This window comes from Streptomyces sp. TRM68416 (assembly GCF_014596915.1).
Taxonomy (GTDB): Bacteria; Actinomycetota; Actinomycetes; order Streptomycetales; family Streptomycetaceae; genus Streptomyces.
Genome location: NZ_JACVWU010000013.1, coordinates 245,040 through 257,558 on the forward strand (window position 1 = coordinate 245,040; position 12,519 = coordinate 257,558).

Annotated in this window: 8 protein-coding genes and 2 pseudogenes; 7 read left to right on the plus strand and 3 right to left on the minus strand. The window is 71.1% G+C overall.

Features of this window, described 5'->3' with window-relative positions:
- Nucleotides 1–78: 78 nt before the first annotated feature.
- A pseudogene (locus ICC28_RS22115) lies at nucleotides 79–482 on the minus strand (VOC family protein).
- A 200-nt stretch (nucleotides 483–682) separates the two neighbouring features.
- Between ICC28_RS22115 and ICC28_RS22120 the strand changes: the two are divergent.
- Together ICC28_RS22120 and ICC28_RS22125 are read left to right on the plus strand one after the other, a co-directional pair.
- Nucleotides 683–2,785, plus strand: a complete 2,103-nt coding sequence (locus tag ICC28_RS22120; protein WP_188290395.1) for an MMPL family transporter — start codon at nucleotides 683–685, stop codon at nucleotides 2,783–2,785.
- 241 nt (nucleotides 2,786–3,026) lie between these two features.
- Nucleotides 3,027–4,412, plus strand: coding sequence for a glycoside hydrolase family 16 protein (locus ICC28_RS22125; protein ID WP_188290396.1), 1,386 nt, complete (start codon nucleotides 3,027–3,029; stop codon nucleotides 4,410–4,412).
- 234 nt (nucleotides 4,413–4,646) lie between these two features.
- Here ICC28_RS22125 and ICC28_RS22130 read toward each other — a convergent pair whose 3' ends face one another.
- Complete coding sequence (locus ICC28_RS22130) at nucleotides 4,647–5,162, minus strand: hypothetical protein (protein WP_188290397.1); 516 nt, start codon at nucleotides 5,160–5,162, stop codon at nucleotides 4,647–4,649.
- A 180-nt stretch (nucleotides 5,163–5,342) separates the two neighbouring features.
- Nucleotides 5,343–6,248 (minus strand): helix-turn-helix transcriptional regulator, encoded by a 906-nt coding sequence (locus ICC28_RS22135; RefSeq protein WP_188290398.1) that lies wholly within the window; start codon nucleotides 6,246–6,248, stop codon nucleotides 5,343–5,345.
- 160 nt (nucleotides 6,249–6,408) lie between these two features.
- Between ICC28_RS22135 and tkt the strand changes: the two genes are divergently transcribed.
- From tkt to ICC28_RS22160, 5 genes and pseudogenes are all read left to right on the plus strand, one after another.
- A complete protein-coding gene (gene tkt / locus ICC28_RS22140; protein ID WP_188290399.1) occupies nucleotides 6,409–8,484 on the plus strand; it encodes a transketolase in 2,076 nt (691 codons plus the stop codon).
- Between the two features lie 19 nt (nucleotides 8,485–8,503).
- Entirely contained in the window at nucleotides 8,504–9,697 is a 1,194-nt protein-coding gene (tal, locus tag ICC28_RS22145) for a transaldolase (protein WP_188290400.1), read from the plus strand.
- Entirely contained in the window at nucleotides 9,694–11,247 is a 1,554-nt protein-coding gene (gene zwf / locus ICC28_RS22150) for a glucose-6-phosphate dehydrogenase (RefSeq protein ID WP_188290401.1), read from the plus strand. The genes tal and zwf overlap by 4 nt, the downstream gene beginning before the upstream one ends.
- Nucleotides 11,244–12,179, plus strand: coding sequence for a glucose-6-phosphate dehydrogenase assembly protein OpcA (gene opcA / locus ICC28_RS22155; protein WP_188290402.1), 936 nt, complete (start codon nucleotides 11,244–11,246; stop codon nucleotides 12,177–12,179). Before zwf ends, opcA begins: the two co-directional genes overlap by 4 nt.
- Nucleotides 12,172–12,519, plus strand: a pseudogene (locus tag ICC28_RS22160) (glucose-6-phosphate isomerase); the annotation flags it as partial. The gene opcA and the pseudogene ICC28_RS22160, both read left to right, overlap by 8 nt.

Here is a 12,519-nt window from a genome sequence, read left to right on the forward strand (position 1 = left end):
CGTTGTTAACGCTGGGCGGGCTTGATCATGCCGGTGAGTCACCGCCGCTTTCCTGCGACCTGATCCGCCGGACAGGCCCTACCCGTCCAGCTCGGTGAAGAGCGTGAGCTGAAGGGCGCCCGGTGCCTCCAGCCGGGAGTTCAGGGAGTTCCACGGTGTGCGGGTCGGCTCGGCGACGACCTCCGCGCCCGCGTCGGCCAACTTCCGTGTGGTGGCGGGGGAGTCGTCGACCTGGAACGCCACCCGGACGTGCCCGGCGACCCGCCGCCCCACCTCGACGTCGTCGATGAAGGCGGCGTGGTTCGGATCGGTCAGTTCCAGTGTGCCCGTCCGGCCTCCAGGATGCTGACCCGGCCTCCGGGTGAGGAGAACGCGGCCCGTTCGGGCAGGCCGAGCACGTCCCGGTAGAAGTGCAGCGCGGCGTCGTAGTCCTCGGCGGTGACCACCAGGCGCAGTTCACGGACGGCGGGTTCGTCGGACATGAGGGCTCCTTGAAGATCGCGGACGTGGTCCTTACAACTCCCCCGCCGATGCCGTTGATTCCTCCCCCGTGAGAGTGAGGGACCCCCGCTCCTCCCCCGCACGGCCGAGGTGCGCAAACCGCTCCCTCCGGCGATCCGGTGACCCCCTGTCCGGCACGAGGCTGAGGGCGATGTCCACCGTCCACTCGCCGGGAGGCCCCGTGCTCTCCACACTCGCCAGGGCGGCGACCCGCCGCCCGCTGACCGTCATCTGCCTCTGGCTGCTGTTCCTGCTGCTCGGCTTCGGGCTCGGTACGGGCGTCTTCGGGCAGCTCTCCGACGATGTGCCCGACGTGCCCGGCACCGAGTCGGAGCTGGCCGAGCAGTACCTCTCCCGGGTCGACCCGACCGGCGAGTCCGTCACCGCGGTGGTCGCGGGCGAGGCGGTCTCCGACGCCGCGCTGCGCGCCGAGGTGGAGCGGGCCGTGGCCGACGTGCGGGAGATCGCCGGGGTGGCCGCCGTCCCCGATCCGTACACCACGCCCGGCCTCACCGCCCGGGACGGACAGGCCCTGATCATCCCGGTCACCTTCGAGGGCGGTCTGGACGACGACGCCGAGGAGAGGGCGACCGACGCCGCCGCCGACCGCATCCGGCAGATCGAGGCGCCCGACGTCCACGTCAGCGGCGGCGAGCTGCTCGGCCGACAGCTCGGCGAACGGGCCCAGGAGGACGTGAAGAACGCCGAGTTGATCTCCCTGCCGGTCGTACTCGCCCTGCTGCTCGTTGTGTTCGGCGGGCTGCGCGCGGCCGGGCTGCCGCTGGTGATCGCGGTGAGCGGGATCGCGGGCGCGTTCCTGGCCCTGTTCGGCTTCAGTCAGTTCACCGACATCTCGGTGCACGCGATCCAGGTCACCACCATGCTGGGCCTCGGACTCGCGGTGGACTACGCCCTGTTGATGCTGGTGCGGTTCCGTGAGGAGCGCCGGAGTACCGAGGACGTCGTCGAGGCCGTGCACCGTACGGTCGCGGCGGCCGGGCGGACCGTGCTGTTCTCCGGGCTCACGGTGGCCGTCAGCCTGACCGGGCTGCTGGTCTTCCCGAGCGTGTTCCTGCGCAGCATGGGTCTGGCCGTGGCCGCCGTGGTGGTCGTCGACATGCTCGCCGCGCTCACCCTTCTCCCGGCGCTGCTGACGAAGCTCGGCGGGAAGATCCCTCCGTCCAAGGCCGGGGCGGGCGGCGAGGAGGGCCGCCTGTTCGCCCGCCTGGCCCGCTTCGCGGCGCGCCGCCGCATCGCCGTCCTCGCCACGGTCGTACCCGCCCTCCTGGTGCTGGCCCTGCCCGTCGCCGGCCTGACCATCAACATCGGCGACGCCAAGCAGCTCCCGACGAGCACGGAGGCCCGGCAGCTCTACGACACCCTCGACGCGCACTTCCCGCCCGGCACCGGGGTCTCCCCGATCACCGTCGTGATGAAGCCCGGCACCGACCCGGCGACCGCCGACCGGCTCCGCGGCCTGGCCGGCGCCGAGGCGCGCGAGCTGCCCGGCGGCGCCACCGTGGTCGAGCTGCGGCCGCCCGGCAGCGTGGACGGCACGGCGGCGACCGATCTGGTCGAGCGGGTACGGGAGGTGCGCGGCGACGAACCGGTCGAGGTCACCGGGGTCGCGGCCCGGCTGGTGGACTTCCGGGAGATGCTCGCCGAGCGGGCGCCCTGGGCGGCCGTGACCGTCCTGGCCGGGATCTTCGTGCTGCTGTTCGCCTTCACCGGCTCGGTGCTGATCCCGCTGCGCACCATCGCGACCACGCTGCTGAGCCTCGGCGCGGCGCTCGGTGTGGTGGTGTGGGTGTTCCAGGACGGCCATCTGGCCGGGCTGCTGGGCGCCGAGGGGCTGGGGGCGCTGAGCCTGACGGCACCCCCGCTGATCGTGGCGATCGCGTTCGGACTCGCCATGGACTACGAGCTGTTCATCCTGGCCCGGATGCGCGAGGCACGCGGGCAGGGCGGCGACGATCAGGAGGCGGTGGTCACCGGCCTGCGCCGGTCCGGGCGTGTGGTCACCTGCGCCGCCCTGCTGCTGGCGGTCGTCTTCGGCGCCTTCATGACCGGCGGCTTCTCGCCCATCCTCCAGATCGGTCTCGGGCTCACGCTCGCGGTGCTGATCGACGCCACCGTCGTACGGATGCTGCTGGTCCCGGCGACGATGGCGCTGCTCGGGAAGCGGGCCTGGTGGGCGCCGCGGCCGCTGCGGCGGGTGCACGACCGGTTCGGGCTGAGCGAGGAACCGGCGGCCGCCGAGGCGCCCGTACCGGCGAAGGTCTGAGGCTCACCGGGATCGCCTGTCGCACCGGTCCGGGCAGTCGCGGCGCGGGGCACCACCGTTCTCGGCGGGGCCCCGCGCCGCAGCGTTCACAGGGTGAACTCCCTTGGGGTGAAAGGGATTCACCTGCTTCGCCTCTTGACGGCCGGGGCATCGGGGAGCACATTGACGGCACTTTGAGAGCGCTCTCAGGAACTCGCAGGACCATCCGCGCACCCCACACCCCGTACCCGAGAGGCACCCCATGAGTGCACCCTCCGGAATACCCGTACGGCACCGCGCCCTGATCGCCGTACTCTCCGTGCTCGGCCTGGCGGCCGTCGCGGCCACCGCCGTCACCCCGTCCGCGAGCGCCGCCGCTCCCCCGCCCCCGTCGGGCTGGACGCAGGTCTTCCTGGACGACTTCACCGGTGCCGCGGGCACCGGCGTCAACACGGCCAACTGGCAGTACGCGACCGGCCGCGGCTATCCCGGCGGCCCCGCCAACTGGGGCACCGGCGAGATCGAGACCATGACGTCGAGCACCAGCAACGTGGCCCTCGACGGCAACGGCAACCTGCGCATCACCCCGCGCCGGGACGCCGCCGGCAACTGGACGTCCGGCCGCATCGAGACCAACCGCGGCGACTTCCAGCCGCCGGCCGGCGGCAAGCTGCGGGTGCAGTCCCGTATCCAGATGCCGAACGTCACGGGCGCCGCGGCCCGCGGCTACTGGCCCGCGTTCTGGATGCTCGGCACGCCCTACCGCGGCAACTACTGGAACTGGCCGGGCGTCGGCGAGATCGACATCCTGGAGAACGTCCAGGGCCTCAACACCGTGTGGGCGACCCTGCACTGCGGCACCAGCCCCGGCGGCCCCTGCAACGAGACGACGGGCCTGGGCGGTTCCAGGTCCTGCCCCGGCACGACCTGTCAGGCGGGCTTCCACACGTACGCGATGGAGTGGGACCGCTCGACGAGCCCGCAGCAGATCCGCTTCTACGTCGACGACATCAACTACCACACCGTGCGCGCCGACCAGGTCGACGCGACGACCTGGAACAACGCCACCAACCACGGCTTCTTCATCATCCTGAACGTGGCGATGGGCGGCGGTTTCGTGGACGCGTTCGGCGGCGGCCCGGACGCCGCGACCGTGCCGGGCCACGCGATGGTCGTCGACTACGTCCAGGTGCTGTCCGCCGGCGGGGGCGGCACCACTCCTCCGCCGACCGGCAACCGTGACGCCTACGGAACCATCCAGGCGGAGTCCTTCGACAGCCAGTCCGGCGTGATCACCGAGACCACCTCCGACACCGGCGGCGGCCGGAACATCGGCGCCCTCGCGGGCGGTGACTGGGCACTCTTCCGGGGTGTCAACTTCGGTTCCACGGCCGCCACCCAGTTCGTCGGCCGGGTCGCGAGCGGTGCCGGTCCCGGTGTGAGCGGCCTGGTCGAGGTCCGCCTGGACAGCCGGAGCAACCCGCCCGTCGGCAGCTTCGCCGTGGCCAACACGGGCGGCTGGCAGAGCTGGCGGACGGTCCCGGCCAACATCAGTGCGGTGACGGGCACGCACGACGTGTATCTGACCTTCACCAGCGGTCAGCCGTCGGACTTCGTGAACGTGAACTGGTTCACCTTCGGACGCTGACAGGGGCGATGAGCCGTCGGTGAACGCCGCATCCGTAGCCGAAGCGCGGGAGTTGTCACACAAGCAGGCCTGTCGTCACCTGCGAGGTGTGGTGCCGGCTCGACTTGACGGCCTCAGCGTCAACGATCTGCTGGGCGGGTGACTCTCCAGTGCGTCTCGGCATGGATTGTTGCTGTTCACGGTTGTTTCCCGGGTCAGCGCTTCGGCTGATCGCCCCGGCTGCACCCCTTAATTTCAGTGGCTTGGGAGGACGCGGGGAGACGGCACTCCTGCCGTCGTGCACGCGGACTGCGGCTCGTCCTCCACGGCCAGTTCCCTGATGATGACCTCAGCCCCCCGATGGCCGTGCCCCGCCGGTGTGACGGTGAAGGTGAAGCACCCCGTCACCAGTGTCTCGCCGGCGAGGAAGACCCCTGGCCCGACGCCCAGTAGCTCTGCCGTCACTATGACGTCAGGACCGTGCCGCTCGATCCTGACCAGGCCCTGAGCCGGCTTTCCACGAGGGAAGACCCGAGCGGCCTCGCTGTCGTCCAGCACACCGTCGGCCGCCGCCCCGACGAGCTCTTCCTGCCGAGTCTCAGCGGCACTCCTCAGATCGGCGCGGGCTTCCGCCTCGGCGCGGTCATCCGCCGTGGCCGCCCAGACCCACAGTCCGATGACGCACACAAGAAGCAGCACGAGCACAGCCAGACAACCGTTGAACAGGCATCCTCCAGCCGTTCCACTCCGCACCCCGTCGCGTCTCCCCATGATCCGAGCATGCCGGTGCCCAGACCGGTTCGGGGGCACGAGTCCAAGCTGTTACGCAGGCGGCTGCGGGGTTCGACAGCGTCCCGAAGGGGCGCGGGGAACTGCGCGACCGGCCACAACGGGCCCGCAGGCGAACAACGACACAGCACCGCACCTCCAGCTGAGCCCTCCGCGGAGCGCTCAGCGCAGCTCCGCCCGGAACGCCGCCGGCGTCAGCTCCGTGTGCTGCTGGAAGAACTTCGAGAAGTTGGCCGCGTCCGGGAAGCCCACCGCCGCCCCCACCCGCCCGATCGGCAGGTCGGTGTGGGCGAGCAGCCGCTTGGCCTCCAGGATCACGCGCTTGTCGATGAAGCCCTTCGGGGTCTCGCCCGTCGCGGCGCGCACCGCGCGGACCAGGGTGCGCCGCGAGTAGCCGAGCTGGTCGGCGTACGCGCTCACGCTGTGGTTCGTGGCGAAGCCCCGCTCGACCGCGTCCCGGAAGAGCGTGAACGTGGTGCCGGCGTCGCGGCGGGACGCCTCCTGGGAGCTGGCGGCGAGGTGGGCGAGGCGGAGCAGGAACGCCGAGAGTGAGTGGCGCAGGACGGCGGTGTGCAGGCTCAGGGGGAGGGTCGTCGTGTCCTCGTACTCGCGGCGGAGCTGGTCGAGCGCCGTCTGGAGGCCGGTGAGCTGCGGTGCGTCGGGGTGGAGCAGGGGCGGCAGGTCGTAGCGGTAGAGGCCGGTCGCCTCCACGGTGGCGCGGGGCAGGAAGCCGGGTTGCATGGTGAGGACGGTTCCCCGGTACTCGCTCGTGGCGGAGAAGCGGTGGATCTGGCCGGGGCGGATCCACAGCAGGTCGCCGGCGCCCGCCTCGTACTCGGCGAAGTCGATCATGTGGCGGACCGGGCCCTCGGTGAACAGCATCACGACGTGGAAGTCGATGCGGTGGACGCGGTCCAAGGGGGCCTCGGTGTGCCAGGTGCGCCCCGGGCCCATCGGACCGACCTGCATCCCGACGCCGAGCACGCTCAGATCCACCGGAAAGGGGAATGTTCTGATGCCGTCCGGGCCCTCGCCGTCTTCGGCACCTCGTGCCGCTCTGCCTGCCATGTCCTTCTTGTACCGCCGCTGCCGCCCGCCCGGTGTCCCACTTTCACCACAGGCTGACACACCCCGACCTTCCCTCATAAAAGTCAGACTTTTAGAGTCGAATGCGTCTCACCAGGGATGACACAAGATTCCATGAACTCTTGAAGAGGACTGGCTTCAGATGAGCACGCAGACACCGGACAGCCTCGTGTGGACCGAACTCGACCGGCGTGCCGTCGACACCGCCCGCCTGCTGGCGGCCGATGCCGTGCAGAAGGTCGGGAACGGCCACCCGGGCACCGCGATGAGCCTTGCGCCCGCCGCGTACACGATCTTTCAGAAGGTGATGCGGCACGACCCGGCCGACCCGGAGTGGACGGGGCGGGACCGCTTCGTCCTCTCCCCCGGACACACCTCGCTGACCCTGTACACCCAGCTCTTCCTCGCCGGGTACGAGGTCGGGCTCGACGACCTCAAGGCGTTCCGCACCCACGGCTCCCGGACGCCCGGCCACCCCGAGTACGGGCACACGGCCGGGGTCGAGACCACCACAGGACCGCTCGGCCAGGGCGTCGCCAACGCCGTCGGCATGGCGATGGCCGCCCGCTACGAGCGCGGCCTGTTCGACCCGGAGGCCCCCGAGGGGGCGTCCCCCTTCGACCACACCATCTGGGCGATCGTCTCCGACGGCGACCTGGAGGAGGGGGTCTCCGCCGAGGCCTCCTCCCTCGCCGGCCACCAGAAGCTCGGCAACCTGGTCTTCGTCTACGACGACAACCACATCTCCATCGAGGGCGACACCGCCACCGCGTTCTCCGAGGACGTGCTGAAGCGGTACGAGGCCTACGGCTGGCACACCCAGCGCGTCGAGCCGACCGAGGACGGCGACGTCGACGTACACGCCCTGTACGCGGCGCTCACGGCCGCCAAGGCGGAGACCGGCCGCCCCTCGATCATCGCCCTGCGCACGATCATCGCCTGGCCCGCCCCGAACGCCCGCAACACCGAGGCCTCGCACGGCTCCGCGCTCGGCGAGGACGAGATCGCCGCCACCAAGCGGCTGCTGGGCTTCGCCCCGGAGCGGACCTTCGAGGTCGCCGACGAGGTGCTGGCGCACAGCCGGCAGGCCCTGGACCGGGGCGCGGAGGCGCACGCCGCCTGGGACAAGCGGATCGCCGAGTGGCGCGCGGCGAACCCGGAGCGCGCCGCGCTCTTCGACCGGATCGTCGCCGGGCAGCTGCCCGAGGGCTGGGAGTCCGCCGTCCCGGTCTTCGAACCCGGCCAGTCCGTCGCCACCCGCGCCGCCTCCGGCAAGGTGCTCCAGGCGCTGGGCGCCGTACTCCCCGAACTGTGGGGCGGCTCCGCCGACCTCGCGGGCTCCAACAACACCACCATCGACAAGACGTCGTCCTTCCTGCCGAAGGGCAACCCGCTGCCGGAGGCCGACCCGTACGGCCGCACCGTCCACTTCGGCATCCGCGAGTTCTCCATGGCCGCGGAGATGAACGGCATCGCCCTGCACGGCAACACCCGCATCTACGGCGGCACCTTCCTGGTGTTCTCCGACTACATGCGCAACGCCGTCCGGATGTCCGCGCTGATGCAGCTCCCCGTCACCTACGTGTGGACGCACGACTCCGTCGGCCTCGGCGAGGACGGCCCCACCCACCAGCCGGTCGAGCACCTCGCCTCGCTGCGCGCCATCCCGGGCCTGAACGTCGTCCGGCCCGCCGACGCCAACGAGACGGCCGTCGCCTGGGCGGAGATCCTGCGCCGGCACGCCACCGACCCGGCCCCGCACGGCCTGGCCCTCACCCGCCAGGGCGTGCCGACCTACGAGCGCAACGAGGAGGCCGCCAAGGGCGGTTACGTCCTGCGCGAGGCGTCCACCGGGACCCCGGACGTGGTCCTGATCGCCACCGGCTCCGAGGTGCAGTTGGCCGTCGCCGCGCGCGAGCTGCTCGAAGCCGAGGGGATCGGTGCCCGCGTGGTGTCGATGCCGTCCGTGGAGTGGTTCGAGCAGCAGCCGCGCGAGTACCGCGAGGCCGTCATTCCGCCGTCCGTGCGAGCGCGTGTCGCCGTCGAGGCCGGGATCGGTCTGACGTGGTACCGGTTCGTGGGTGACGCAGGACGCATCGTCTCCCTCGAACACTTCGGCGCCTCCGCCGACGCCAAGACCCTGTTCGCCGAGTACGGCTTCACCGCCGAGAACGTCGCCGCCGCAGCCCGGGAATCCCTCACCGCCGCGCGTGGTTGATCCGAACGCCAGAAAGAAGATGATCAAAGTGACCGAAGCAACCGCCACCACCGCGGGAGCCCTCAAGCGCCTCTCCGACGAAGGCGTCTCCATCTGGCTGGACGACCTGTCCCGTGAGCGGATCGCCTCCGGCAACCTCGCCGAGGTCGTCGAGACGAAGAACGTCGTCGGTGTCACCACCAACCCGTCCATCTTCCAGGCCGCCATCGGATCCGGCGACGGCTACGAGGAGCAGCTCGCCGATCTCGCCGTGCGCGGTGTCACGGTCGACGAGGCCGTGCGGATGATGACCACGGCCGACGTGCGCGCCGCCGCCGACGTGCTGCGTCCGGTGTACGAGGCGACCGGCGGCCGGGACGGCCGGGTCTCCATCGAGGTCGACCCACGCCTCGCCCACCGGACGGCGGCCACGATCGCCGAGGCCAGGCAGCTGGCCTGGCTGGTCGACCGCCCCAACGTGATGATCAAGATCCCGGCGACGAAGGCGGGCCTGCCGGCCATCACCGCGGTCCTCGCCGAGGGCATCAGCGTCAACGTGACGCTGATCTTCTCCCTGGAGCGCTACCGCGAGGTCATGGACGCGTACCTCGCGGGCCTGGAGCAGGCACAGGCCAAGGGCCTCGACCTCGCCGCCATCCACTCCGTCGCCTCCTTCTTCGTCTCCCGCGTCGACAGCGAGATCGACAAGCGGCTGACCGCTCTCGGCACGGACGAGGCCCTCGCCCTCAAAGGGAAGGCGGCCCTCGCCAACGCCCGCCTGGCCTACCAGGCGTACGAGGAGGTCTTCGCCTCGGACCGCTGGCTGAAGCTGGCCGCCGCCGACGCCAACAAGCAGCGCCCGCTGTGGGCCTCCACCGGCGTGAAGGACCCCGCGTACAAGGACACCCTGTACGTCGACGAGCTGGTCGCGCCCGGCACGGTCAACACCATGCCGGAGGCCACGCTCGACGCCACCGCCGACCACGGCGAGATCACCGGCGACACCGTCACCGGCGGCTACGCCCGGGCGCGCGCCGACCTGGCGGCCGTGGAGGGGCTCGGGATCTCCTACGACGAGGTCGTCAGCCTGCTGGAGGACGAGGGCGTCGCCAAGTTCGAGGCCGCCTGGCAGGAGCTGCTGGACGCGGTCGCCAAGTCGCTGGACGGCAAGTCCCTGGACGGCAAGTCCCTGGACGGCAAGTCCCTGGACGGCGAGGGGGTTGACGCGGAATGACCATCGAGACGAGCACCGAGACGACCGCCGAATGGACCAACCCGCTGCGGGACGCCCGCGACCGCCGGCTCCCGCGCATCGCCGGGCCCTCCGGGCTCGTCATCTTCGGCGTCACCGGCGACCTGTCCCGCAAGAAGCTGATGCCGGCCGTCTACGACCTCGCCAACCGCGGTCTGCTGCCGCCGGGCTTCTCGCTCGTCGGCTTCGCCCGCCGGGAGTGGGAGCACCAGGACTTCGCGCAGGTCGTGCACGACGCGGTCCGCGAGCACTCCCGCACGCCGTTCCGCGAGGAGGTCTGGCAGCAGCTCGCCGAGGGCATGCGGTTCATCCCGGGTGACTTCGACGACGACCGGGCGTTCAAGCAACTGCGCGAGGCCGTCGAGGAGTTGGACGCCTCCCGGGGCACCAGCGGCAACTACGCCTTCTACCTCTCCGTACCGCCGAAGTTCTTCCCCAAGGTCGTCCAGCAGCTGAAGAAGCACGGTCTCGCGGACGCCCCGGAAGGCTCCTGGCGCCGTGCGGTCATCGAGAAGCCGTTCGGCCACGACCTGGGCAGCGCCCGCGAGCTGAACGCGATCGTGCATGACGTGTTCGACCCGGAGCAGGTCTTCCGGATCGACCACTACCTGGGCAAGGAGACCGTCCAGAACATCCTGGCGCTGCGCTTCGCCAACCAGATGTTCGAGCCGATCTGGAACCGGTCCTTCGTCGACCACATCCAGATCACGATGGCCGAGGACATCGGCATCGGCGGGCGCGCGGGCTACTACGACGGCATCGGCTCGGCCCGTGACGTCATCCAGAACCACCTGCTGCAACTGCTGGCGCTCACCGCCATGGAGGAGCCGGCCGCCTTCGACGCCGGTTCACTGCTGATGGAGAAGCTGAAGGTCCTCAAGGCCGTGAAGCTGCCGCAGGACCTCGGCAGGCACACCGTGCGCGGACAGTACGCGCCGAGCTGGCAGGGCGGCGAGAAGGTGCGCGGCTACCTCCAGGAGGACGGCATCGACCCGGCGTCGACGACCGACACGTACGCTGCGATCAAGCTGGAGGTCGACAACCGCCGCTGGGCGGGCGTGCCGTTCTACCTGCGCACCGGCAAGCGGCTCGGGCGGCGGGTGACGGAGATCGCGGTGGTCTTCCAGCAGGCGCCGCACTCCCCCTTCGACCACACGGCCACGGAGGAGCTCGGCAAGAACGCGATCGTCATCCGCGTCCAGCCCGACGAGGGCGTCACGGTCCGCTTCGGCTCCAAGGTGCCCGGCACCTCGATGGAGATCCGGGACGTGACGATGGACTTCGCCTACGGCGAGTCGTTCACGGAGTCCAGCCCGGAGGCGTACGAGCGGCTGATCCTGGATGTGCTGCTCGGCGACGCCAACCTGTTCCCCCGTCACCAGGAAGTGGAAGAGTCCTGGAAGATCCTCGACCCGATCGAGGAGTACTGGGCGCGGCACGGCAAGCCGGCGCAGTACGCCTCGGGCAGCTGGGGACCCGAGGAAGCCGACGAGATGCTCGCACGAGACGGACGGAGCTGGCGCAGGCCATGAAGATCGACCTGACCGACACCACGGCAAGCAAGATCAACAAGGCCCTTGTGCAGGGCCGCCGGGCCATCGGCACCCCCGCCGTGGGCATGGTCCTGACGATGGTCATCGTCACGGACGAGGAGAACGCCTACGACTCGATCAAGGCGGCCGAGGAGGCCTCGCACGAGCACCCCTCGCGCACCCTGGTCGTCATCAAGCGCCACGCCCGCACCCCGCGCGACCGCACCCACTCCCGCCTGGACGCCGAGGTCCGGGTGGGCGCCGACGCGGGCACCGGCGAGACGGTGATCCTGCGGACCTACGGCGAGGTGTCCGACCACGCCGACTCCGTCGTCCTGCCGCTGCTGCTGCCGGACGCGCCGGTCGTCGTGTGGTGGCCGGTGGAGGCGCCCGAGAACCCGGCGAAGGACCCGCTGGGCGCGCTGGCCCAGCGCCGGATCACCGACCTGTACGCGGTGGAGAACCCCTTCGAGGTCCTGGAGACCCGGGTCCGCTCCTACGCGCCCGGCGACACCGACCTCGCCTGGACCCGGCTGACCCCGTGGCGCTCGATGCTGGCCGCCGCCCTGGACCAGGCGCGGGTGCCGATCATCTCGGGGGCGGTGGAGGCCGAGGCCGACAACCCCGCCGCCGAACTGCTCGCGCGCTGGCTGGAGGCGCGCCTGAAGGTGCGGATCGAGCGGATCGTCACCGGCGGCCCGGTGGTCACCGCCGTACGGCTGGGCACGGCCGACGGCGAGATCGTCATCGACCGCCCCGAGGGCCCGCTGGCGACGCTGTCGCTGCCGGGGCAGCCCTCGCGCACGCTGGCGCTGAAGGTCCGCTCCACCTCCGAACTCATCGCCGAGGAGCTCAGGCGCCTCGACGCGGACGAGATGTACGCCGTCGCCCTGCGGGGCGACGTGGCCAAGGAGAACCCCTCTCATGTCTGACTCCCCCAAGCTCACCCGGCGCCCGCAGTGGACCGCCCTGGAGGACCACCGCGCCGGGTGGCACGCCCACCTGCGCGACCTGTTCGCCGCGGACCCCGAGCGCGCCGAGCGGTACGTCGTACGCGTCGGCGATCTGCGCATCGACTACTCCAAGAACCTCGTCACCGACGAGACGCTGGCCCTGCTCCAGGAACTGGCCGCCGCCACGGACGTGTTCGGGCTGCGTGACGCGATGTTCCGCGGCGAGCGGATCAACACCACCGAGGACCGGGCGGTGCTGCACACCGCGCTGCGCGCGCCGCGGGAGGCGGTGGTCGAGGTCGACGGCGAGAACGTCGTC